At 70.8% G+C, this 23418-nt stretch carries 21 protein-coding genes; 10 read left to right on the forward strand and 11 right to left on the reverse strand.

Features of this window, described 5'->3' with window-relative positions; translation table 11 throughout:
- Window positions 1–134 precede the first annotated feature (134 nt).
- The 3 genes from ABT009_RS38860 to tyrS all read left to right on the forward strand — a co-directional run bounded on the left by ABT009_RS38860 (window position 135) and on the right by tyrS (window position 4403).
- A complete protein-coding gene (locus tag ABT009_RS38860) occupies window positions 135–1658 on the forward strand; it encodes a TldD/PmbA family protein (RefSeq protein ID WP_351305966.1) in 1524 nt (507 codons plus the stop codon).
- Window positions 1655–3055 (forward strand): metallopeptidase TldD-related protein, encoded by a 1401-nt coding sequence (locus ABT009_RS38865; protein WP_351305968.1) that lies wholly within the window; start codon window positions 1655–1657, stop codon window positions 3053–3055. The genes ABT009_RS38860 and ABT009_RS38865 overlap by 4 nt, the downstream gene beginning before the upstream one ends.
- A gap of 79 nt (window positions 3056–3134) precedes the next feature.
- Window positions 3135–4403, forward strand: coding sequence for a tyrosine--tRNA ligase (tyrS, locus tag ABT009_RS38870; RefSeq protein WP_351305970.1), 1269 nt, complete (start codon window positions 3135–3137; stop codon window positions 4401–4403).
- A gap of 96 nt (window positions 4404–4499) precedes the next feature.
- Here tyrS and ABT009_RS38875 read toward each other — a convergent pair whose 3' ends face one another.
- The gene (locus ABT009_RS38875) at window positions 4500–4772 is read right to left on the reverse strand and encodes a GlsB/YeaQ/YmgE family stress response membrane protein (protein WP_351305972.1); all 273 of its coding nucleotides are present in this window, start codon (window positions 4770–4772) and stop codon (window positions 4500–4502) included.
- Between the two features lie 245 nt (window positions 4773–5017).
- Between ABT009_RS38875 and ABT009_RS38880 the strand changes: the two genes are divergently transcribed.
- Together ABT009_RS38880 and ABT009_RS38885 are read left to right on the forward strand one after the other, a co-directional pair.
- Entirely contained in the window at window positions 5018–5446 is a 429-nt protein-coding gene (locus ABT009_RS38880; RefSeq protein ID WP_351305974.1) for a DUF3099 domain-containing protein, read from the forward strand.
- Window positions 5447–5718: 272 nt separating this feature from the next.
- The gene (locus tag ABT009_RS38885) at window positions 5719–5982 is read left to right on the forward strand and encodes a hypothetical protein (protein ID WP_351305975.1); all 264 of its coding nucleotides are present in this window, start codon (window positions 5719–5721) and stop codon (window positions 5980–5982) included.
- Window positions 5983–6015: 33 nt separating this feature from the next.
- Here ABT009_RS38885 and moaA read toward each other — a convergent pair whose 3' ends face one another.
- The 3 genes from moaA to ABT009_RS38900 all read right to left on the reverse strand — a co-directional run bounded on the left by moaA (window position 6016) and on the right by ABT009_RS38900 (window position 9199).
- Window positions 6016–7005, reverse strand: coding sequence for a GTP 3',8-cyclase MoaA (moaA, locus tag ABT009_RS38890; RefSeq protein WP_351305977.1), 990 nt, complete (start codon window positions 7003–7005; stop codon window positions 6016–6018).
- 200 nt (window positions 7006–7205) lie between these two features.
- Window positions 7206–8834, reverse strand: a complete 1629-nt coding sequence (locus ABT009_RS38895; RefSeq protein WP_351305979.1) for a monocarboxylic acid transporter — start codon at window positions 8832–8834, stop codon at window positions 7206–7208.
- Window positions 8831–9199, reverse strand: coding sequence for a DUF485 domain-containing protein (locus ABT009_RS38900; RefSeq protein WP_351305981.1), 369 nt, complete (start codon window positions 9197–9199; stop codon window positions 8831–8833). The genes ABT009_RS38895 and ABT009_RS38900 overlap by 4 nt, the downstream gene beginning before the upstream one ends.
- Before the next feature lie 353 nt (window positions 9200–9552).
- On the opposite strand from ABT009_RS38900, the gene ABT009_RS38905 reads away from it, so the two are divergent.
- The 3 genes from ABT009_RS38905 to ABT009_RS38915 all read left to right on the forward strand — a co-directional run bounded on the left by ABT009_RS38905 (window position 9553) and on the right by ABT009_RS38915 (window position 13893).
- Complete coding sequence (locus ABT009_RS38905) at window positions 9553–11109, forward strand: S8 family serine peptidase (RefSeq protein WP_351305983.1); 1557 nt, start codon at window positions 9553–9555, stop codon at window positions 11107–11109.
- Window positions 11110–11189: 80 nt separating this feature from the next.
- Window positions 11190–12632 carry a CoA transferase gene (locus tag ABT009_RS38910; protein WP_351305985.1) on the forward strand — a complete coding sequence of 481 codons (1443 nt, stop codon included), beginning with the start codon at window positions 11190–11192 and terminating at the stop codon, window positions 12630–12632.
- A gap of 292 nt (window positions 12633–12924) precedes the next feature.
- Complete coding sequence (locus ABT009_RS38915; protein WP_351305987.1) at window positions 12925–13893, forward strand: CopD family protein; 969 nt, start codon at window positions 12925–12927, stop codon at window positions 13891–13893.
- A 48-nt stretch (window positions 13894–13941) separates the two neighbouring features.
- Here the strand turns inward: ABT009_RS38915 and ABT009_RS38920 are convergent, their stop codons facing one another.
- From ABT009_RS38920 to ABT009_RS38950, 7 genes are all read right to left on the reverse strand, one after another.
- Complete coding sequence (locus ABT009_RS38920; RefSeq protein WP_351305988.1) at window positions 13942–14985, reverse strand: zinc-dependent alcohol dehydrogenase family protein; 1044 nt, start codon at window positions 14983–14985, stop codon at window positions 13942–13944.
- Window positions 14986–15068: 83 nt separating this feature from the next.
- Window positions 15069–15791, reverse strand: a complete 723-nt coding sequence (locus tag ABT009_RS38925; RefSeq protein WP_351305990.1) for a lysoplasmalogenase — start codon at window positions 15789–15791, stop codon at window positions 15069–15071.
- Window positions 15788–16729 (reverse strand): sterol desaturase family protein, encoded by a 942-nt coding sequence (locus ABT009_RS38930; protein WP_351305992.1) that lies wholly within the window; start codon window positions 16727–16729, stop codon window positions 15788–15790. Before ABT009_RS38930 ends, ABT009_RS38925 begins: the two co-directional genes overlap by 4 nt.
- Window positions 16730–17027: 298 nt before the next feature.
- The gene (locus tag ABT009_RS38935) at window positions 17028–18293 is read right to left on the reverse strand and encodes an amidohydrolase family protein (RefSeq protein ID WP_351305994.1); all 1266 of its coding nucleotides are present in this window, start codon (window positions 18291–18293) and stop codon (window positions 17028–17030) included.
- 80 nt (window positions 18294–18373) lie between these two features.
- Window positions 18374–19666 carry an amidohydrolase family protein gene (locus ABT009_RS38940; protein ID WP_351305996.1) on the reverse strand — a complete coding sequence of 431 codons (1293 nt, stop codon included), beginning with the start codon at window positions 19664–19666 and terminating at the stop codon, window positions 18374–18376.
- Between the two features lie 10 nt (window positions 19667–19676).
- Window positions 19677–20561, reverse strand: a complete 885-nt coding sequence (locus ABT009_RS38945; protein WP_351305998.1) for an SDR family NAD(P)-dependent oxidoreductase — start codon at window positions 20559–20561, stop codon at window positions 19677–19679.
- Entirely contained in the window at window positions 20561–21370 is an 810-nt protein-coding gene (locus ABT009_RS38950) for an acetoacetate decarboxylase family protein (protein ID WP_351306000.1), read from the reverse strand. Before ABT009_RS38950 ends, ABT009_RS38945 begins: the two co-directional genes overlap by 1 nt.
- Before the next feature lie 184 nt (window positions 21371–21554).
- Here ABT009_RS38950 and ABT009_RS38955 point away from each other — a divergent pair, with 184 nt between their 5' ends.
- Together ABT009_RS38955 and ABT009_RS38960 are read left to right on the forward strand one after the other, a co-directional pair.
- On the forward strand, window positions 21555–22181 hold the full coding sequence (locus tag ABT009_RS38955; protein ID WP_351306050.1) for a TetR/AcrR family transcriptional regulator: 627 nt from the start codon (window positions 21555–21557) through the stop codon (window positions 22179–22181).
- A 207-nt stretch (window positions 22182–22388) separates the two neighbouring features.
- Entirely contained in the window at window positions 22389–23384 is a 996-nt protein-coding gene (locus tag ABT009_RS38960; protein WP_351306002.1) for a DEDDh family exonuclease, read from the forward strand.
- The last annotated feature ends 34 nt before the right edge of the window (window positions 23385–23418 follow it).

The raw sequence follows: 23418 nt of genomic DNA on the forward strand, positions 1-23418 counted from the left end.
CCGTCGCGAGCAGCGGGGCCGGGAGCGAGGCGAAGACCGGGGCCGCGACCTGGAAAAGTCCGGCGCCCGCCGACCGCGTGTCGTGTTTCACTTCGGACTGGCAAACGGAGGGTACGAGGGAAGGAAGGCCACCCGTGGCCCATGACATTGACCAGTCGTTCCTCGCGCTGCCGCTGAGGGCTCTCGCCGACGCGGCGCTCGCCCGGGCGCGGGCGCTGGGTGCGGAACATGCGGACTTCCGCTTCGAGCGGGTGCGCAGCGCGTCATGGCGACTGCGTGACGCGAAACCGTCGGGCTCGGCGGACACCACGGATCTGGGCTATGCGGTCCGTGTGGTGCACGGCGGCACGTGGGGGTTCGCATCGGGCGTGGATCTGACGATGGACGCCGCGGCGAAGGTGGCGAGCCAGGCCGTGGCGATGGCGAAGCTGTCGGCCGAGGTGATCAAGGCTGCCGGGTCCGACGAGCGGGTGGAGCTCGCCGACGAGTCCGTGCACAGCGAGAAGACCTGGGTCTCCGCGTACGAGATCGACCCCTTCTCCGTACCGGACGAGGAGAAGACCGCGCTGCTCGGCGCCTGGAGCGAGCGGCTGCTGGCGTCCGATGCCGTCGCGCACGTCGACGCCTCGCTGCTCACAGTGCACGAGAACAAGTTCTATGCGGACACGGCGGGAACGGTCACGACGCAGCAGCGCGTGCGGCTGCACCCGCAGCTCACGGCGGTCGCGGTCGACGAGTCGAGCGGCGAGTTCGACTCGATGCGCACGCTGGCGCCGCCGGTCGGGCGCGGCTGGGAGTACCTGACCGGCACGGGCTGGGACTGGGACGGCGAGCTCGAACAGATCCCGGAGCTGCTGGCCGAGAAGATGCGCGCGCCGAGCGTCCAGGGGGGCGTGTACGACCTGGTCGTCGACCCGTCCAATCTGTGGCTGACCATCCACGAGTCCATCGGGCACGCGACGGAGCTGGACCGGGCGCTCGGCTACGAGGCGGCGTATGCCGGAACCTCGTTCGCCACCTTCGACCAGCTCGGCAAGTTGAAGTACGGCTCCGAGATCATGAACGTGACGGGTGACAGGACCGCCGAGCACGGGCTCGCGACCATCGGGTACGACGACGAGGGCGTGGCCGCGCAGTCCTGGGACCTCGTGAAGGATGGGACGCTCGTCGGCTACCAGCTGGACCGGCGGATCGCGAAGCTGACCGGCTTCGAGCGGTCCAACGGCTGCGCGTACGCCGACTCCCCCGGCCACGTGCCCGTGCAGCGCATGGCGAACGTTTCGCTGCAGCCGGATCCGGGAGGGCTGTCGACGGAGGACCTGATCGGCGGCGTCGACCGCGGGATCTACGTCGTCGGCGACCGGTCCTGGTCCATCGACATGCAGCGCTACAACTTCCAGTTCACCGGGCAGCGGTTCTTCAAGATCGAGAACGGGCGCCTCGCCGGGCAGCTCCGCGATGTCGCGTACCAGGCGACGACCACCGACTTCTGGGGCTCGATGGCGTCGGTCGGCGGCCCGCAGACGTACGTCCTGGGCGGCGCCTTCAACTGCGGCAAGGCCCAGCCGGGCCAGGTCGCAGCCGTCTCGCACGGCTGCCCGTCGGCCCTCTTCAAGGGCGTGAACATCCTTAACACCACGCAGGAGGCCGGGCGATGAGCACGACGACTCGTACGAACAAGCCGCACGAGGTCGTCGAGCGCGCCCTCGAGCTGTCCCGCGCCGACGGCTGCGTGGTCATCGCCGACGAGCACTCGACCGCGAACCTGCGCTGGGCGGGCAACGCGCTGACGACGAACGGTGTCACCCGCGGCCGTACGCTCACCGTGATCGCGACCGTGGACGGCAAGGAGGGTACGGCGTCGGGCGTCGTCTCGCGCTCGGCCGTCACGGCGGACGAGCTGGAGCCGCTGGTGCGGGCCGCCGAGGCCGCGGCGCAGGCAGCGGGTCCCGCTGAGGACGCGCAGCCGCTCGTCGAGGGTGTCCCCGCCTCGCCGGACTTCACGGACGCGCCCGCCGAGACGTCGTCGGCGGTCTTCGCGGACTTCGCCCCGGCACTCGGCGAGGCCTTCGCGCGGGCCCGCGCGGGCGGTCGCGAGCTGTACGGGTTCGCCAACCACGAGTTCGTGTCCAGTTATCTCGGTACGTCGACGGGGCTGCGGCTGCGGCACGACCAGCCGAACGGGACGCTGGAGCTGAACGCCAAGTCGCCGGACCGGATCCGCTCGGCCTGGGCGGGCCGCTCCACGCGCGACTTCACGGACGTCGACCCGGGCGCCATGGACGAGGAGCTCGCCACGCGGCTCGGCTGGGCCGAACGGCGTGTGGAGCTGCCCGCGGGCCGCTACGAGACGCTGCTGCCGCCGACCGCCGTGGCCGACCTGCTGATCTACCAGATGTGGTCGTCGTCGGGCCGGGACGCAGCCGAGGGGCGGACGGTCTTCAGCAAGCCGGGCGGCGGCACGCGGATCGGCGAGAAGCTGTCCGAGCTGCCGCTGACCCTGCGCAGCGATCCGAAGGAGCCGGGACTCGAGTCCTCCCCCTTCGTCCTCGCGCACTCCTCCGGCGACGACGCCTCCGTCTTCGACAACGGGCTGCCGGTGTCCCCCATCGACTGGATCCGGCAGGGCACGCTCGCTCACCTGATCACCACGCGGCACAGCGCGGGCCTGACCGGGCTGCCGGTGGCCCCCTCGATCGGCAATCTGATCCTGGACGGCGGCGACGACCGCTCGCTGGAGGACATGGTCGCCTCGACCGAACGGGGGCTGCTGCTGACCTGCCTCTGGTACATCCGCGAGGTGGACCCGGCCACGCTGCTGCTCACCGGGTTGACCCGGGACGGCGTCTACCTCGTCGAGAACGGCGAGGTCACCGGGCAGGTGAACAACTTCCGGTTCAACGAGTCGCCGGTCGACCTGCTGGGCCGGGCGGTGGAGGCCGGACGCACGGAAAAGACATTGCCGCGTGAATGGAGCGATTATTTCACTCGGGCCGCGATGCCTGCCCTGCGCGTGCCGGACTTCAACATGAGCTCGGTCAGTCAGGGCGTGTGACCCTCATAGACTTGCGGGGAGCGGGCCACACCGTTCCGCCCCTTCCATCTGATTGAACCCTTCAAGGAGACAAGCAACCGTGACGGACATCGTCGACGAGCTGAAGTGGCGGGGCCTTTTCGCCCTGTCCACTGACGAGGACGCTTTGCGCAAGGCGCTCGCGAACGGTCCCGTCACGTTCTATTGCGGCTTCGACCCGACCGCGCCCAGCCTGCACGTGGGACATCTGGTGCAGGCGCTCACCATGCGCCGGCTCCAGCAGGCGGGCCACCGCCCGCTGGCGCTGGTGGGCGGTGCGACCGGCCAGATCGGCGACCCCAAGCCGACCGCGGAGCGCACGCTGAACGACCCGGAGACGGTCGCGGCCTGGGTGGAGCGGGTACGCGCCCAGATCGAGCCGTTCCTGTCCTTCGAGGGCGAGAACAAGGCCGTCATGGTCAACAACCTCGACTGGACGGCGGGCCTGTCCGCCATCGAGTTCCTCCGGGACATCGGCAAGCACTTCCGCGTCAACAAGATGCTGACGAAGGACTCGGTCGCCCGCCGGCTGGAGTCCGACCAGGGCATCAGCTACACCGAGTTCAGCTACCAGCTGCTGCAGGGAATGGACTTCCTGGAGCTGTTCCGGCGCCACGGCTGCACGCTGCAGCAGGGCGGCAGCGACCAGTGGGGCAATCTGACCGCGGGTCTGGACCTGATCCACCGCCTGGAGCCGCACGCGAACGTCCACGCGCTGGCGACGCCGCTGATGACCAAGGCGGACGGCACCAAGTTCGGCAAGACCGAGGGCGGCGCCATCTGGCTGGACCCGGAGATGACGACGCCGTACGCGTTCTACCAGTTCTGGCTGAACGTGGACGACCGGGACATCTCGACGTACATGCGGATCCTCAGCTTCAAGAGCCGTGAGGAGCTCGAGGAGCTGGAGAAGGTCACGCAGGAGCGCCCGCAGGCGCGCACGGCCCAGCGTGCGCTGGCCGAGGAGCTGACGACGCTCGTGCACGGCGCCGACCAGACGGCGGCGGTCATCGCGGCGTCCAAGGCCCTCTTCGGCCAGGGTGAGCTGGAGGAGCTGGACGAGGCCACGTTGAGCGCGGCCCTCTCCGAGCTCCCGCAGGCGAAGGTCGCCGAGCTGGGCCCGGTCGTGGATCTGTTCGCGGAGACCGGCCTGGTGCCGAGCAAGTCCGCCGCCCGTCGCACGGTCAAGGAGGGCGGTGCCTACGTGAACAACGCGAAGGTCACCGCCGAGGACGCGGTCGCGGCGGCCGAGGACCTGCTGCACGGCCGCTGGCTGGTGCTGCGCCGGGGCAAGAAGAACCTGGCGGCTGTCGAGGTCACGGCAGGCTGACAAGCCGGGACTCCCCCAGCCGAGTACGCCGAAGGGGGCGGTTCCGCCATCGTGCGGAGCCGCCCCCTTCGGCGCACCGGCTCGGCAGCCGGTACGTCACGCTCTGCGCCTCCCGCGGAGCGACACATACAGCATGTCGCCGAGCCCCACGATGACCAGCGCCGCTACGAGCTGCAGCGCGTGCCGGCCCCAGTCGATGCCCCTCGTCTCGGCGATGCCGAAGGACGCCGCCAGCGAGTTGCCGATGACGGCGCCGATGATGCCGAAAACGGTGGTCAGCCACAGCGGGCTGTGCTGCTTGCCGGGGAGGATCGCCTTGGCCAGCAAACCGAGTACAAATCCCACGATGATCGCCCACAACCAGCCCATGACTGCCTCCTAGTGCGGCTTCACGCGAGCTTGCCCCCAGTCTCGGACCGTCGGCCGTACGGCGCATGTCGGGCGGCACCATACGACGGACGGCGCATCGGGTCCGCCCAGGTGGGACGGGGGCCCGGTGTCGAACCCGGCGCAGCCGCGGCGTAACGTGGAGTGTGTTCGGACCGGGCTCCGGCCGGATCGGTCAGGTCCGGGCCGGGGGAGAGTCCGACACAGCGACCAGGTGGTGGAACACGATGCGGAAGCAGAGCGGGGGCCAGGTCTTCCGGATCACAGCCGCTAGGCAGGGCCTCGAGGCGGATGTCCGGGCGCGCCAGCGCCGCTACGTCATCTCGATGTCGGTCCGTACCGTCGCGGTGATCCTCGCCGCAGTGCTGTGGAACGTGGAACGGCACGTCGCCATCGTGGCCCTTGTGCTCGGCGCCGTCCTCCCCTATGTCGCCGTGGTGATCGCCAACGCCGGGCGGGAGAACGCCCCTTCGCTGCCGTCGTCCTTCACACTCGCGCCGACCCGGCCGATGATCGCGCCGCCGCAGCAGGACGGCTCCGCGGAATCCGTCCCGGAAGACGCCACCGGTGCCGCCGACACCGCGGGCGATGCCTCGACCGGCGACGCCGGTGACACGCGCGCCCGTTCAGGTGACGAGGCGCGGGACCAGAGCTGATCACGAGGATTCCGCAAAGCTCAAGAAAAGCTCAGATCAATCATGACGATCCAGTGCCGGTCGCCGGGTCCTCCGTGACATACTTCCTACGCGCTCCGCATCCCCCGTCGGAGCGACAGACCGACGCCGGGCAGCTCCCCCCGTGGCTGCTCGGCGTCGCCTTTTGTCCCCCTCTTCTTGGCCCCCCTTCTGGGCCCGCCTTCCGTACGCCATGACCGTGTCAGCTGGGGCACCGCCCAGCGGTAGCTGGGGGCACCGTTAGGGTCGAGGGCGTGAACGCCCCCGACTTCTTCCCGCTCCCCGCATCGCCGGAGTCCCCGATCTGCTCCGCCAAGGGCTGCCGCGCCGCCGCGGTGTGGGTCCTCGCCTGGAACAACCCGAAGATCCATACGCCGGAGCGCCGTAAGACCTGGCTCGCATGCGAGGAGCACCGCGAGCATCTCTCCAAGTTCCTCGGGATACGCGGGTTCCTCAAGGACGTGGTGAAGCTCGATGAGTGGGAAGCGCCGGAGGAGCCGGGGGAACAGGGCAGCTGAGGCCGGGCGCGGCGACGCAGGCCTGGTGCTGACTCAGCCGCCGATCGCCGACATCGGTCGCTCCGGCTGCAGGAACGCCGGGTCGTCGAGCCCCGAGCCCGCCTTCTTGCCCCACATCGCCAGCTTCCATATGCGGGCGATCTCCTCGTCGGATGCGTCCGAGCGGAGTGCTCCCCGCAGGTCCGTCTCCTCGGTGGCGAACAGGCAGGTGCGCACCTGGCCGTCGGCGGTGAGCCGGGTGCGGTCGCAGGCCGCGCAGAACGGGCGGGTCACGGAGGCGATGACGCCGACGCGGTGCGGGCCGTCGTCGACGATCCAGCGCTCGGCGGGTGCCGAGCCGCGCTCGTCGGCGCCTTCGGGGGTGAGCTCGAACCTCGTACGCAGCGACTGCAGGATGTCCCCCGCCGTGATCATGCCCTCGCGCTTCCAGCCGTGCTGGGCGTCCAGCGGCATCTGCTCGATGAAACGCAGCTCGTAGTCGTTCTCGATGGCCCAGGCCAGCAGCTCCGGGGCCTCGTCGTCGTTGAGCCCGGGCATCAGCACGGTGTTGACCTTGACCGGTTCGAGGCCGGCCGCGCGGGCGGCCTCGAGGCCCGCCAGCACGTCGTGGTGGCGGTCGCGGCGGGTGAGGGTCTTGAAGGCGTCCGGGCGGAGGGTGTCCAGCGAGACGTTGACCCGGTCGAGGCCCGCCTCTTTCAGGGCTTTCGCCGTGCGGCCAAGGCCGATGCCGTTCGTCGTGAGGGACATCTGGGGACGCCGCTCCAACCGGGCGACGCGGTCGACGATGCCGACGAGACCGGGGCGCAGCAGTGGTTCGCCGCCGGTGAAGCGGACCTCGGTGATGCCGAGCCGGGTGACGGCGATCCGGATGAGGCGGACGATCTCGTCGTCGGTGAGCAGCGTGGACTTCGACAGCCACTGCAGGCCCTCTTCGGGCATGCAGTAGGCGCACCGCAGATTGCACCGGTCGGTCAGCGACACGCGTAGGTCGGTGGCCACGCGGCCATAGGTGTCGATGAGCACGTCGGCCCCCTCCCTGGTCCGGATCACTCGGTCACTTGCGAGCCTACGTGACGGGACTGACATCGACACCAGCCTGATCCCCACGAGGAACGGCGCGGCCGCGTCGTGGAGACCCATCACGGGCTCCACGACGCGGCCGTACGCACGATCAGCTCCGCGCCTGCGCGGAGCTGATCAGGGCAGTTCAGCGCGGCGTCGGCTCAGTGCGCCCCGGTGCCGGTCAGGGACCGCACCTCCAGCTCGGCGTACTTGGCGGTGTCCGCCGACTCCTTGGACAGGACGGTGCCGAGCCAGCCCAGCAGGAAGCCCACCGGGATCGAGATGATGCCCGGGTTCTCCAGCGGGAACCAGTGGAAGTCGGCGTCGGGGAACATCGACGTGGGCTTGCCCGAGACCACCGGCGAGAACAGCACCAGGACGACGGCCGTGGTCAGACCGCCGTAGATCGACCACAGCGCGCCCTGGGTGGTGAACCGCTTCCAGAAGAGGCTGTACAGGATCGTCGGCAGGTTGGCGGACGCGGCGACCGCGAAGGCGAGGGCGACCAGGCCGGCCACGTTCAGGTCGCGGGCGAGCGCGCCCAGGCCGATGGAGACGACACCGATGGCGACCGTCGCGTAGCGGGCGGCGTTGACCTCCTCCTTCTCGGTGGCCTGGCCCTTCCTGATGACGTTCGCGTAGATGTCGTGCGCGAACGACGAGGACGAGGCCAGGGTCAGTCCCGCGACGACCGCGAGGATCGTGGCGAACGCGACCGCGGAGATGGTGGCCAGCAGGATGGCGCCCCACGCCGAGTCGACGCCGCCGAGGTGCAGGGCGAGGAGCGGGGCCGCCGTGTTGCCCGCCTTGTTGGAGGCGATGATCTCGTCCGGCTTGATCAGGGCCGCCGCACCGAAGCCGAGCGCGATGGTCATCAGGTAGAAGCCGCCGATGATGCCGATCGCCCAGATCACGGACTTACGCGCGGCCTTGGCGGTCGGCACCGTGTAGAAGCGGATCAGAATGTGCGGCAGGCCCGCGGTGCCCAGGACCAGCGCGATGCCCAGCGAGAGGAAGTCCAGCTTGGACGTGGCCGTGGCGCCGTACTTGAGGCCGGGCTCCAGGAAGGCCGCGCCCTTGCCGCTGTTCTCAGCCGCCTTGCCGAGCAGGTCCGAGACGTTGAAGTTGAACTTCAGGAGCACCAGGAACGTGATGAGGATCGTGCCGGTGATGAGCAGGACTGCCTTGACCATCTGGACCCACGTGGTGCCCTTCATGCCGCCGATCGAGACGTACACGATCATCAGGACGCCGACGAGCGCGACGATGCCGACCTTGCCGGCGTCGCTGGTGATGCCGAGCAGCAGCGAGACGAGCACGCCGGCGCCCGCCATCTGGGCGAGGAGGTAGAAGATCGAGACGACGATCGTGGAGGTACCGGCGGCGGTGCGCACCGGGCGCTGGCGCATCCGGTAGGCGAGCACGTCGCCCATGGTGTAGCGGCCGGAGTTGCGCAGCGGCTCGGCGACGAGCAGCAGCGCCACCAGCCAGGCGACGAGGAAGCCGATCGAGTAGAGGAACCCGTCGTAGCCGAAGAGGGCGATGGCGCCGGCGATACCGAGGAACGACGCGGCGGACATGTAGTCGCCGGATACGGCGAGTCCGTTCTGGAAACCGGTGAACTGGCGGCCGCCGGCGTAGAAGTCGGCGGCGTCCCTGGTCTGCCGGCCTGCCCACACGGTGATGACGAGGGTCGCGACGACGAAGAGCGCAAACAGGGTGATGATCAGCGGCCGGTGCTCGCTCGCCTCACCGGCGGCGAGCTGGACCTGTGCGACTGCGGGGCTCATGCGCCGCCCTCCATCCGGGACTTGATGGCCTCGGCCTTCGGGTCGAGCTTGGCCGCGGCGTGGCGGGCGTACCACCAGGCGATCAGGAACGTGGTGAGGAACTGGGCGAGGCCCAGCACGAAGGCGACGTTGATGTTGCCGAACAGCTTGGTGCCCATGAAGCCATCGGCGTAGTTGGACAGCAGCACGTACAGCAGGTACCAGGCGATGAACGCGATGGTGAGCGGGAAGGCGAAGGAGCGGTACGAGCGGCGCAGTTCGCCGAACTCCGCACTCTCCTGCACCTCGATGAAGTCCTCCGCCGAGGGTGTTGCGGGACTGGTTGCCGGGCCGTCCTTCGAAGGCGGCAGTGCATCGGTAGCCACGGAGTCTCCTCGCGATGCGGGTGCGGTGGTGGTCGGGGTGGTCTGGGACGTGGTCGGGTTCTGATCTGACATGTGTGGTTTCTCTGACGTCACGTGATGTGGATCACGGGGCCACGTCTGGATACATACCCGTGGCCCGGATCGTGATCCGGCCGGGGGTTCGATGGTGCTGACACCCCCTGTCCAACGTCACGGCGGCGCGCGCGGCTCGGTTCAACCCGCTTCATTTCTTTCGGAAGTCGTTGCTGGCCAGGGACGACGAGGGATAGCGTCGCCCTGAACCACCGTCATGTACCTGCCCGAGCACCACCTGTGTTCGGGCAGTTCACGTTTCCGGATGATGTGGAGACCCCATGGCTCATCTGCGTTCCAGACGCCCCGGACGACGCCCAGGCCGCCGTAGGACCGCTGCTCTCGCCGTGCCGATCGGCATCGCGCTCACGGCGTCCCTCGGGCTGATGCCGGGCGTCGCGACGGCTGCGGCGCCCGGCACTTCGACCGCCGCGGCGGCGGAGAGCCCCACCTACGCGTACGTCGTCAACACCTCGACCGACCACAGGACGATCGAGTCGGTGAAGAAGGCGATCGCCAAGGCCGACGGCTCGGTCGTCATCGCGTACGAGAAGATCGGCGTCATCGTCGTCCACTCGGCCAACCCGGACTTCGGCAAGGAGATACGCGCGGTGCCCGGGGTGCAGTCGGCGGGGGCGACGCGGACCGCGCCGCTCACGGCGGCGGGCACCACCGAGGCCGGCGCCCCGCAGTACATCTCGGCGGCGGAGGCCGCCAAGGCCGGTGCGCAGGCCGCGGGCTCGGACGCCGAGCCGCTTGAGGCCGAGCAGTGGGATCTGCGGGCGATCGGCGCCGACAAGGCCGCCGAGATCAACCCTGGTAGCAAGGACGTCACGGTCGCCGTGATCGATACGGGCGTCGACGACACCCACCCGGACATCGCCCCGAACTTCTCCGCGTCGCAGTCGGCGAACTGCGTGAGCGGCAAGCCCGACACCACATACGGCGCCTGGCGGCCCGTGGACGCCGACCACTACCACGGCACGCATGTGGCGGGTGAGATCGCCGCGGCCCGCAACGGCGTCGGCGTCGCGGGCGTCGCACCGGGCGTCAAGGTCGCCGGCATCACGGTGGCCCAACCGGACGAGAACCAGCTGTTCTTCCCGGAGAGCGTGGTCTGCGCCTTCGTGTTCGCCGCCGACCACGGCGTCGAGATCACCAACAACAGCTACTACGTGGACCCGTGGCTGTACAACTGCATGGACGACCCCGACCAGCGGGCCATCGTCGACGCGGTCAACCGGGCCCAGCTGTACGCCCAGCGCAAGGGCACGCTCAACCTGGCCTCCGCGGGCAACTCCAACGACGACCTCGCCTCGGACGCGATCGTCGACGAGTCGAGCCCCGACGATTCGACTCCCGTCACCCGCACCATCGACCCGAGCGAGTGCTTCGACGTGCCGACGCAGCTGCCGGGCGTGGTCACGGTCAGCGCGACGGGCGTCAAGAACCTCAAGTCGTACTACTCCACCTACGGCAAGGGCGTCATCGACATCGCCGCCCCAGGTGGCGACAAGTACCAGATCCCGGACACCCCGTCGGGGAACGGCCGGATTCTGTCGACGATGCCGGGCGGCGGATACGCCTATCTGCAGGGCACCTCGATGGCGTCGCCGCACGCCGCCGGTGTCGCCGCGCTGCTGAAGTCCACGCATCCGAAGGCCACTCCGACACAGCTCCAGGCGCTGCTGAAGGCGCAGGCGGACAACCCGGGCTGCCCGACCGAGCCGTACGACCCGGACGGCGACGGCACGGTGGACGCCACCTGCGAGGGCGGCGCGCGCGTGAACGGCTTCTACGGCTTCGGGGTCGTCGATGCTCTGAAGGCCGTCAAGTAGCGTCAAACAGCAGAGTGTCGAGGGCCGTTCGGGGAGATCCCCCGAGCGGCCCTCGCCGCTGCGTGCGGCATAGTGCATGCATGACGCACTCAGCTTTGGACGGGCCAGACGGGTCGGGCGGTACGCGCGTGGCGTGGGCCGCGCTCGGCGGGGATCCGGCTTTGCTCGACCGTGTCTCGACCGTCGTCCGCGAGGGGGCGCTGCCCGCGCGGCTTCCCGTCATCGAGCTCGCGCGCGCCTGTGTGGGGGCGTGCGCGGTGGCTGCCGCCGAGCTCGCCGCGCACCGCACCAGGCGGCCCGCGCCCAAGGTGCGGGTGGACGACGGCGCGGTGGCCACGGCGTTCGTGAGCGAGCGGCATCTGCTCGTGGACGGCAGGGCCCCGGTCAACTTCGCGCCGCTCTCGCGCTTCTGGCCTACGGCGGACGGCTGGGTGCGGACGCACGCGAACTATCCGCACCACCGCGCGCGGCTGCTCGCCGCGCTCGGGTTGGTGGAGGACGACGCCTCGGTCGAGCGGATGGCCGCGGCCCTCGCGGAGCGGCGGTCGACAGACGTCGAGGACGCCGTATACGCGGCAGGAGGCCTCGCCGTCGCACTGCGCACGCCCGAGGAATGGGCCGCGCATCCGCAGGGCGCCGCCGTGGCGGGACAGCCGCTGCTCAGGCGGGAACCGATCGGAAAGCCAGGTGTCTCGGCAGGGCCTCGCCGGCTGCCGGAGCTCTCCGGTGATCCGCTGCTGCCCGCGGCCGGGCTGCGCGTCCTCGACCTCACGCGCGTCATCGCAGGTCCGGTGGGGACTCGCACACTCGCCCTGCTCGGCGCAGACGTGCTGCGCGTGGACCCCCCGCAACTGCCCGAACTCCCGGACCAGCACGCCGACACCGGCTTCGGCAAGCGCTCCACCACGCTCGATCTGACCAGGCAGACCGACCGTCGCACCTTCGAGGACCTGCTCGCCGAGGCCGACGTCGTCGTCACCGGCTACCGGCCCGGCGCGCTGGACCGGCTCGGGCTGACTCCGGAGGCACTGGCCGCCCGGCGGCCGGGCATCGTGGTCGCCCAGGTGTCTGCCTGGGGTGACTACGGGTCGTGGGGCGAGCGGCGGGGCTTCGACAGCCTGGTGCAGGTCGCCACCGGCATCGCGGCCCTGGAGGGGTCCGCCGAACGGCCGGGGGCGCTGCCCGCCCAGGCGCTGGACCACGGCACCGGCTATCTGCTGGCCGCGGCGGTGCTCCGCTCGGTCACCGAGCAGCTGGACGGTGGCGGCGCGACGTCAGTCCGGCTGGCCCTCACGCAGACGGCGCAGTGGCTGGTGCACCGGCTCGCCGGCGAGGCGGGGCAGCGGACCGCCGCGGAGGCAGCCGCGTACGACCCGGAGAACCCCGCGCCGTGGCTCGCCGTCACGGAGAGCCCGCTGGGGCGGCTGCGGCACGCGCTGCCGCCGGTCTCCTTCAGCGGCGGACCGAACAACTGGGCTCAGGCACCCGGTCGTTGGGGCGAGGACGCTCCCAAGTGGAGCTGAACCGCCGTCTGCGGGCTGCGGATCCCGGGCGGCGGGCTGGCGGGGCGGGCGGCATCCGTACGGGGTTTCCGTGCCGTACTGACGGTCGTGTTACCGGAATGCCGTTGGACCAGTTGTCCTGCTGGAGTTGCCCCGCTCTGCGGCGACTGGCGAAGCTCTTGCCGTGAGCTCCATACGACCGGATGCCGGCCCGAGCGGCGAGAGACCTGTCCGAGAGGTGCCCGGGCCCGCCTCTGTTCCTCCCGCGCCTGTTCCTTCCGTAGCCGTATCTGTTCCTGCTCCCGCTGCTCCCGTGCGGCGGGAGGCCGCAGGACGGGCCGTCGCGGTGCTCGTCCTGGTGGCGGCCGCGGCGCTGATACCGCTGCTCGGGCCGTCGGCCGCCCTGCACGGCACCGGGGAGGCGGCGGCGCCCGGGCTCGGCGGGATCGGACTGCTCCGTATGGTCCTGTTCGCCGCGCTGTGTGTGCAGCTGGGCGAGGTGTTCGCGGGATGGCTGGCTCGGCGGGTGCCGGGGGCACCACTGGAGCCGTCACCGCGCAGCTGGGCGCCCTTCGCTGCGGGTGCGGGATGCGTGGTGGCGCTGGGGCTCGCCTCGGTCGTGTCCACCGGGAACCTGGTGCCGCACCGGCTCGCCGACATGGACATCGGCGGGCTCTACCAGACCCGTGACGGTGCGGTCGCGCTGCTGGAGTTCAACGCCTTCCTCGTCGCCGGACTGTGCGCACGCTCGCGCCGGCCCGCGACGCAGTTGCTGCCGCTTGCCGCGGTCATCGCCGCCGAGGCGCTGCGCGCGCACCCCACGACGGAGGACACCCCGTTCGTCGGCTCGGGCCTGACCCTCGTCCATCTGACCTGCGCGGCCCTGTGGGCCGGCGGGCTGCTGCACGTGCTGCGCCGCATACGGCTGTGGCGTCGGACGGCACCCGAGGCGGGTGCGGCGCTTCTCGGGCTGTACGCGCGCGTGGCGATCGTTCTGCTGGCCGCTATCACGGCGACGGGGCTGTGGAGCACGCTGCGGCGGATGCCGCCGTCCACGGTCCTCGACCAGCTGGTGACGACGGCCTACGGGCGCACCCTGCTGGCGAAGGTGCTCCTCGTGGCCGTCGTCGCCGCGCTCGCGCTGACCGCGCGGCGACGCCTGAGGCGGTCCGCCGACCGGTGCGGCGCGTACGTCCCCGCGCGCGCGGAGGTGGCCGTACTCGGCCTGGTCGTGGCCGTGTCGGCGCTGCTCACGGCGCTGCCGCTGCCGATCCGCTGGTAGCGGCCCGGCGATGCCCGGCATTGTCCTGCTGGTGATCGCCGGGCGGCGTCACATGGAGACCATGACCTTGAGCGCGGTGCGCTCGTCCATCGCCTTGTAGCCGCCCGGCACACCCTCCAGGCCGACGGTCAGATCGAAGACCGGCGACGGGTCGATGGTGCCGTCGAGGACGTCGGGCAGCAGCTCCGGGATGTACGCGCGTACGGGCGCGACGCCGCCGCGCAGGGCGATGTTCCGGTCGAACATCACGCTCAGGTCCAGGCCCGTGCCGCTGCCGTGCGGAACGCCGACGAACCCGATGGCGCCGCCGTCCCGGGCGATGTTCACGGCCGTACGCATGGACTGCTCGGTGCCCACCGCCTCGACGACCGCGTGCGCGCCCTGGCCGCGGGTGAGTTCGCGCACCGCCTCCAGTGCCGCGTCGCCGCGCTCGGCGACGACGTCCGTGGCGCCGAAGCGGCGCGCGATGTCCGTACGGTCCTGGTGACGGCCCAGCGCGATGATGCGCCCCGCACCGAGCCGCTTGGCCGCCAGTACGGCGCAGAGACCGACCGCACCGTCCCCGACCACGGCGACCGTGGCGCCGGGCCGTGCGCCCGCGCCCAGCGCGGCGTGGTGCCCGGTCCCCATCACGTCGGAGAGCGTGAGCAGAGCCGACAGCAGACGGTCGTCCGAGACGGCGTCGGAGGGCAGCTGGACGAGGGTGCCGTCCGCGCACGGCACGCGCACGGCCTCGCCCTGTCCGCCGTCGTAGCCGACGGACCCCCAGAATCCGCCGTGTTCGCAGGACGTCGTCAGGCCCTCCTGGCAGTAGTCGCAGACGCCGTCGGACCACATGAAGGGCGCCACGACGAGATCCCCGCGCCTGACGCGGGTGACCTCCGCCCCGGTGTCCTCAACGATGCCAAGGAACTCGTGTCCGATCCGCTGGCCCGGCTCACGGGCGGCCTCGCCGCGGTACGCCCACAGATCGCTGCCGCAGATGCAGGCGCGCAGCACCCGGACGAGGGCGTCGGTGGGCAGCTGCACCACGGGCTCGGGGACGTCCTCCACGCGCATGTCGTACGGGGCGTGGATGGTGGTGGCGCGCATGTCCGGTTCCTCTGTGTGTTCACGATGTGCCTGATCAAAGTACCTGCTCAGGGTGGTCGTGATCAGCCTATGTCTGTTCAGAGTCAGACATTGCGTGTTTCCCGGTACGCCGGTGCAGGGACAGCCCGCCTGCCGTGGGCATCGAGCACCCCGCGGGTGAGCAGGTACTGCGCCACGAGATAGGTGCCCATGATCCACAGATCGGGACGCGGGAGCTGCGGCCACTCGGCGACCCCGGTCGCGATGAGCGTGTCGGACAACAGGAAGAGCGCTCCCCCGATGCCTGCCATGATCCCGAGCCGGCCGGCGCAGTACGCCATGGCCGTCAGCAGCAGGCTGTACGCGGCGACGGGCCCGCGCAGATCGTTCGGCAGGTCACGCCACAGCAGCGCGACGATGCCGACGAGCACGACGCCGTACGCGAGCGGGATCCAGGCGGCACGCGCGCGTGCGGTGAAGGGCACGTGCCTTCCGAAAGGCACGTGCTTCTCGGAAGACACGAGCCTCCCGAAGAGCACGAGGTAGCAGATGTGCCCGGCGGCGAACGCCGCCATCCCGGCGAGGAACGCCGGATCGGCCTCGGACAGCAGCAACGTGTCGCCGGCCCATCCGCACAGCAGCGCCCCGGTCAGGAGCCGCGGCGCGCCACGCGCGCCCGCATGCGCCGCGAGCAGCGGCATGAGGAGCGGCTTGACGGCGGTGTGGACCGTGCCGGCCCCGGCGGCCAGGGCGACGAGATCGGCGACCGCCGCAAGCGCGAAGGCCCACAGCAGCGCGCGGGCGGCCCGCTCACGGCGGCCGTTCACGCAGCGCCCTCCCCGACAACCCGCCGCCCGGCCGCACCTTCCGCGACCGTCTGCTGCTCAGCCGCGCCGTCCCCGACCGCCCGCCGCCCGGCGGCGGACGGAACGGGCTCGGCCGGCTGCCACCCAGGACCGCGGAACACACGTCCGGCCCGCTCCCTCCAACCAGCCGCCGTCCGAAGGTCTTTGGCGATGGCGACGTACTCGTGCGTGGCCACGCGCAGCGGGTTGTGGGTCGCGATGTTCTTGGTCAGCCCGTAGACGGGCCGCTCGGTCTCCGGTACGAAGCTGCCGAACAACCGGTCCCAGACGATCAGGATGCCGCCGAAGTTGCGGTCCAGGTAGCCGCCTTGGGAGGCGTGGTGGACGCGGTGGTGCGACGGCGTGTTGAAGACGAACTCGAAGACGCGGGGCAGCCTGCCGATGCGTTCGGTGTGGATCCAGAACTGGTAGACGAGGTTCACCGACGAGCAGAACGCGAGCGCCGCCGGGTGCACGCCGAGCGCGATGAGTGGCAGGTAGAAGGGCCAGACCGTCCATGACGTCCAGGGCTGCCGCAGGGCGGTGGTGAGATTGAACCTGCGGCTGGAGTGGTGGACGACGTGGCAGGCCCACAGGATCCGTACGACGTGGTGGCCGCGGTGCGACCAGTAGTAGAAGAAGTCCTGCGCGAGCAGCATCAGCGGGACCGTCCACCACAGCACGGGCACCCGCAGGGGCGTGAGCTCGTACACCGCCGTGTAGACGGCGACGATCGGGATCTTCCACAGGAAGTCGAAGACGAGACTGCCGAGCCCCATCGTGATGCTGGTGGCGGCGTCCTTCGTCTCGTATCCGGCGGCTTCCTCGTCGGGATGGAGCCGGACGCTCACGATCTCGACGACGGTGAGCAGGACGAAGGCCGGTATGGACCAGAGCACGACATCGGGCAGGTTCGGCATGGGTGCACCGTAGAGGCCTGGGCGTGCGGCGGCCAGACCTTGTTACCGACAAGTATTACCGGCGGTACGGCCCCACTTCTTGGTGGCTTCGGCCATTGATCTCCGGGCGGGTCTCCCGGCCGGTCCCGGTCGGCCTTCACGCGCGCGACCGGTGGGGGCGCTCGCCCAGTGCACCCTTATGGGGCCTCGTCGTGCGGAGAACCGCTACCGGGCGTAGCGTCACTTCCGGGTGCCTGATCGCTCACCCGGGGAGCCTCTGCCCCCGGGTGAGCGATCGGCCATGCGCATACCCCCGCCATCACCAGACGCGGACCGATCCCCCGGCCGCGAACACCGGACTGGTGGCGTCCGCCGGCGGTTCCTTCAGCGGTTCGGCCAGCTCCTCCACGGTCGGGCCGACCTTCGCCGCGATCGGCTGGAGGAGGTCCAGGTCGAAGCCGTAGACGCGGGCCGCGTTCCCCCCCACCATCGCCGCGATCTCATCGCGCGGCAAACCCGCGTACGCGATCCGCAGGCCCTCCCGGGAGTACGGAAACGTCCCTTCGTCGTGCGGGTAGTCGCTGCCCCACATGATCTTGTCGAGGCCGATGCGGTCGCGCAGCGGTACCTCGTGCGGGCGCATGAAGCTCGCTCCCACGAAGCAGTTCTCCCGCCACACCTCGCTCGGGCCCTTGCCCATCGAAGCGGCAAGGCCCGCACCGAACTTGGACTCCGCGGTGGACGCGCGCGTGGCCGCTGCCACCAGCCGCCCGTGGTAGTAGTCCAGCATGTCGAGCACGCCCGGGATCCAGCCCGAGCCCTGCTCGGTGAGGACGAGTTTCAGCTCCGGGTGGCGGCGGAACGCCCCGCCGAACACCAGGTGCCACAGCGCACGGTGGGAGAACCACGTCGTCTCGACCATGAAGACGGCGCGCGCGGCCGGTTCGTCGCCGAGGGGCGGCGATGCGGAGCCCGCGTGGTGGTTGACGGGCACGCCGAGCTCGGCGCAGACGGCCCAGATCGGGTCGTACGCCGAGGAATACAGTTCGGGAAGGCCCGATCCCGGCGGGGTGCCAGGCAGAAGCAGACCGCCCTTGAGGCCCGCGTCCGCCGCCCAGCGGATCTCCTTCACGGCCTCGTCGACGTCGTTGAGGAGGATCTGGAAGACGCCCGCGCGGCGGCCGGGCGCGGCCGCGCAGAAGTCTGCGAGCCAGCGGTTGTGGGCGCGCAGGCCCGCCCAGCGCTGCTCGAACTCCTCGCGGGTCGGCGCCGGGGCCATCAGCGCGGCGGACGGGAAGAACGGCGGGATGGTGTTGGGGAAGACGACCTCGGCGACGATGCCGTCCTGCTCCAGTTCGGCGAGGCGCCGGTCGGAGTTCCAGTTCTTGTCGGCAGTGTCGGCGAGCAGGTCCTCGTACGGATTGACGTACGTGGCGGCCCAGGCGTCGAACGCGTCGTGGTGCCGCGACTCCAGGTAGGGCTTGTAGTCGAGGAGGTCGGCGCCCGCGTGGCAGTCGGCGGAGATGACCGTGTAGCGGTCGGTTGTGGCCGCCTCGGGGTCTCGATCGGCCGTCGTGGCTGTCACGGGGTCTCGAGGGGTCGTCGTGGCTGTCACGGGGTCTCGAGGGGTCGTCGTGGCCGTCACGTGGTCTCGGTCGGTCGTCGTCACGAGGTCACCCCCAGGGCCGGGAAGTCGTGGTCGGTCAGCCAGTGGCGGCCCACCTCGCGCGAGCGCGCCCAGGACGCCTCGACGGCCGTCTGGTCGGCGGGCTGGCCCAGTTCGGCCGGTGTCGGGCCGATGCGGCGAGCCAGCGGGGCCAGCTTCTGCACGTCGAAGCCGAAGACCTCCGCCGCCGCCAGGCCGAGCATCCGGCGGGTCTCCGCCACGGGGATGTCGTGGAAGGTTTTCGCGAGCCACGCGCGCGTGTCGGGCCAGGTCCCCTCGGGGTGCGGGAAGTCGCTGCCCCAGAGGATGTTGTCGACGCCGATCTCGTAGCGCTGGGCGAGTTCGCGGCGCTTGGTGTTGGTGGCGCAGACGAAGACCTGCCGGTCCAGGTACTCGTGCGGGGGCCGCTTCAGCTCGGCGAACGGGGAGAGCTTCTTGCCGCCGTGCGCGCCGAGGTAGAGGCGGTCCATGAACCACAGCAGGTTCGGCAGCCACCAGCAGCCCGACTCGGCGACGCCGAACTTCAGCCCCGGGTGCCGTTCGAAGACGCCCGACCAGAGCAGGAACCACAGCGGCCGAGCGGGCCACCAGGTCACCTCGCTCACGTAGATGCCCAGGTGGTCGCCGTACTCGTGGCGCGGTGCCGCTCCCGAGTGGGTGACCACCGGCATCCCGCACTCGGCCGCCGCGGCCCACACGGGGTCGTAACGCCGGTCGTGGTAGGGCTCCTTGTCGACCCACATGGACGGGATCATGAGGGCGCCGAGTCCGGACTCCTTGGCACGGTGGATCTCGGCGACGACCTTGTCGGGCTCGGCCGTGACCGGCAGCAGGGCGACACCGCAGTGGCGCTCGGGGTTCTCGGAGACGAAGTCGGCGAGCCAGCGGTTGTGGGCCTGTGCGCCCGCCATGCCCAGCTCGGGGTCCTGGTCGCCGGAGAGCCCGAGGCCCACGCCGAAGGGGGCGGCGGTCTGGCTGTCGACGGCGTCGGCGTCCGGGAAGACGACCTCCGCCGCCACTCCGTCGCCGTCGAGTTCCTTGAGCCGCTGGGCGGTGTCCCAACCGCCGCGTAGCCCTTCCTCGTTGTCCTGGAACCACTTGTTCGCGAACGCCTCGTTCCGTATGCCGAGGCGCGTCGCCTCGTCGCGGCGCGCGTCCCGGCCGGCGAGGAAGTCGTCGAAGGCCCGGTGGAAGCGCGCGTCCAGATAGGGTCGGTACTCCTCGGTGGGGAGCCCGGCGTGGCAGTCGGAGGAGATGATCAGGTACGGGTCGTTCCCGTGCGGGTCCGTCATGGCGGCTCCCTCAGTCCAGGATGAAGCTCTCGAGATACGACGGGGCGGCGCGGTCGAGCATCGACTGCGACCTAGCCCGGATCTGCCGGTCGCTGTGCTCGCTCGGCGGCAACAGCCAGAAGCGGTCGTCCCTGATGCCGTCGGCCACCAGGTCCGCGACGTCCTCGACCGGCGTGAACTGCACCTCCTGTCCCGCTTCCCGCATCGCCGACTCCCACTGGCCGAGGCTGCGGTACGGCGTCCGGCGGGGCTTCTGCTTGGCGTACCGGACGGGCCGGTTGCGGTGCGACTCCCACAGGCCGGTGCGTAGCATGTGCGGGCCGGGGAAGAGCACCGACGCGCCCACGCGCGCGTGCTCCGCCTTCAGATGGGCGTACAGCGACTCGGTCATCGTCACGACGGCCGCCTTGGTGACCGCGTACACGGAGGCGGTGGGCAGCGGCGCGATGCCGCCGTCGCCCGAGGACGTGTTGACGACGTGTCCAGGCTCACCTGCCGCCAGCATGCGCGGCACGAACGCCTGGATGCCGTGGAAGACGCCCCACACGTTGACGGCGAAGGCCCACTTCCAGTCGTTGGGGTCGTGCTCCCACATCCGGCCCTCGGCGCCCGAGCCGACGCCCGCGTTGTTGCAGAGGACGTGGACGGCGCCGAAGGTCTCGTACGCCGCGTCCGCCAGCGCCATCACCTGCTCGCGCTCGCCGACGTCGACCACGCGCGCGTGCACCTGCGCCCCGTCCTCGCGCAGCCCGGCCGCCGCCTTCTCCAGGGCTCCTTCCTCCACGTCCGCGAGGACCACCTTGAGGCCGTCCGCCGCGAACCGCCGCGCCATGGCCAGCCCGATACCGCTCGCCGCGCCCGTGACGACCGCGACCTGTCCTTCCCTCAGCTCCATCAGGCGCTCCCCCGTTCCGACCCGTCCGGCGGGCCGTCCAGGACGTGTGCCGGGTCGTCGTAGCGCTGATGGATGTACGGCAGCAGCGCCTGCGCGCTCACCCGCTCGGCGACCCTGCCCTTCTGATCGCTGGTCTTCTCGCCGATGGTGATCTCGACGAGCCGGCGGACGGGCAGGTCGGCGACGGGGTCATACATCGACTCGCGGAGCACGACGTCGCCGGTGATCTGCTCCAGCTTGCGTACCTTCTCGTTGCGCACGCAGTGCACCAGCACCGGATCGCCCTCGAGGCCCGAACCGTCCACAGCCGGAAGGAACTTGAAGTAGAAGTCGGTCTTCTGGGCGGGCTCCGGAACCGGCAGTGCCCCGCTCACCGCGCCGCGCACCTCGACGAACGCGATGCCGTGCCGCGCCAGCGACGCCCGTACGACGAGGCCGTCCCGCTCGACCGTCACCTCGCCCAGCTTCTTCGGCTCGCCGAAGACCTCGCGGCCGCCGATGAGGGCCCGCTCGTGGGTCATCGGCATGACCAGCGGATACCAGCCCTCGACGCCGTCGTGCGCGGCGGCGACGGCGACCGAGCCGGCGCCCAGCGGATAGCCGGGAAGCTCGACCTTGCTGATGTTCACCCGCACCAGTGGGCGCCCGGTGGGCTTGAGCGGCGGCGGCAGCACGGCCGCCACCGCGTCCGGGTCGCTCTCCCAGACGGCCACCACGCCGGTGGACCAGATGTCGGGCAGTGCGGAGTTCGCGGTGCGCGCGGCGGCGATCTCCGCCTCGGTCCGCGCGCCGTACCGTACGCGTGCCATGTGGTACCACCCTTCGTCGACTCTGACGTGCCGGGGGCCCGGCGGCTCGGCCGCTGATCTCGACAGTCGCCGACAGCGGTCCGGCAGCGGCCTGTAACACTGTTACAACCGACGCCGATGAAGGTAAAGAGGCGTGCACGCCGACGACTTGGCCGACGAGCGTGCCGGGGACTTGGGGGCACTCATGGCGAGACCGTCACTCAGCCGCGACGAGATCCTGGAAGCCGCCGCGAAGCTGGTGAAGCAGCAGGGTCCGGCGGCCCTGACGATGCGCAAGCTCGCGGCCGAGCTCGGCACGGCGGTCACCTCGATCTACTGGCACGTGGGCAATCGCGAGTCGCTTCTCGACGCCCTCGTCGAGCGCACCGTCGCCGACCTCGGCGAGCTGCGCCCCACCGGCCGTACCCCGACCCAGCGCATCGTCTCCGTGGCCCGCGCCCTGCGCCACCGGCTGCGCGGCCATCCGCACCTCGTGGCGATGGTGCACGAACGCGGTCTGACCGAGCAGATGTTCCTGCCCGCCCAGGAGGTGCTGGTGCGGGAGGTGCACGCGGCGGGCCTGCGCGGGGCGCGCGCCGCCGAGGTGGTGCGGGCCGTGCAGTTCCACGTCGTCGGCCACGTCCTCGTCGAGCGCAACCGTGAGCGCGCACCCGTGCAGCGGCCCGGCGAGGAGGAGCTGTGGGGTGCGCGTACGGCGGACGGCGACCCGGAGCTGGCCCGCGCACTGGCGGCGCCGATCGACACGGAGAAGCTGTTCACCCTGTCCGTACGGGCGCTGGTGACGGGGTTGCTCGAAGCGCCGCCCCGCTGAGCCCACGACTGGAGCGGCCGTCAGTTCGACCACCAGTTCAGCCGTCAGTTCGGCGCCCGCTCTTCCGTCAACTCGTACAAATAGGACGGATCGGGGAGCGGGGGGTCGGCTAGGTCCGACAACAGGCCGACGGCGCATGCCCCGTCGAGGGCCGCAGGTCATGGCCCGTACGGGGACTGTCAGTCGGGGCCCGTATCCTCAATGACCATGCTCGAAGACCTGACGACCGCAGCGCCCGCGGGACCGTGGCCGGCCGCGTATCCGAAGGGGTACGCGGTCGTCGACGTGGAGACCACCGGCCTCGCCCGGGACGACCGGATAGTCTCGGCCGCCGTCTACCGGCTGAATGCGCGCGGCGAGGTCGAGGACCACTGGTACACGACGGTCAACCCCGAGCGCGACCCGGGACCGGTGTGGATCCACGGCCTGACGAGCGACGCACTGTCCGGCTCACCGCTCTTCGGCGACATCGCCGAGGAGTTCGCGGACCGGCTCGCCGACCGCGTCCTCGTCGCGCACAACGCCGTCTTCGACTGGTCGATGATCGCCCGGGAGTACGCGCGCGCGGAGCGCACCGCCCCGGTACGCCAGCGCCTGTGCACCATCGCGCTCTCCAAGGAGCTGGGACTGCCGCTGCCCAACTACAAGCTGGAGACGCTGGCCGCGCACTTCGGCGTCGTACAGCAGCGCGCCCACCATGCGCTGGACGACGCGCGCGTGCTCGCCGAGGCGTTCCGGCCGAGCCTGCACGCCGCCGCACGCGACGGGGTGCGGCTGCCGCTGCTGGAGTGCCGGCCGCTCACCGAGTGGTCGGACCGCCCGGTCGCCCCGCGGATCGGCCGCCAGTCCTCCTATCACCAGTCCTCCTACGGGGTGAGCAGTTGGCGGCCCTCGCGGAAGCGGCCGCCGTGCCCTTATCCCAACCCGGGACGGTACGAACCAGGCAAGCCGCTCAAGCAGGGCATGCGTGTGGCGTTCTCGGGCGACACGTCCGTCGAGCGCGACCTGCTCGAGGACCGGGCGGTCGAGGCGGGGCTTCACGTCGCGACGAGCCTGTCCCGGCTCACCAGCCTGCTCGTGACGAACGACCCGGATTCCGGCACCTCCAAGACCGCGAAGGCGAAGCAGTTCGGCACGCCGGTCGTGGACGAGGCCGCCTTCGGGCAGCTCCTCCAGGACGTGGCCCCGGCATCAGAGGGGTGACGGCAGGGGCGACCGGGTGATTGCCGGGCGACTC

This window comes from Streptomyces sp. NPDC002896 (genome assembly GCF_040295225.1).
Classification (GTDB): domain Bacteria; phylum Actinomycetota; class Actinomycetes; order Streptomycetales; family Streptomycetaceae; genus Streptomyces.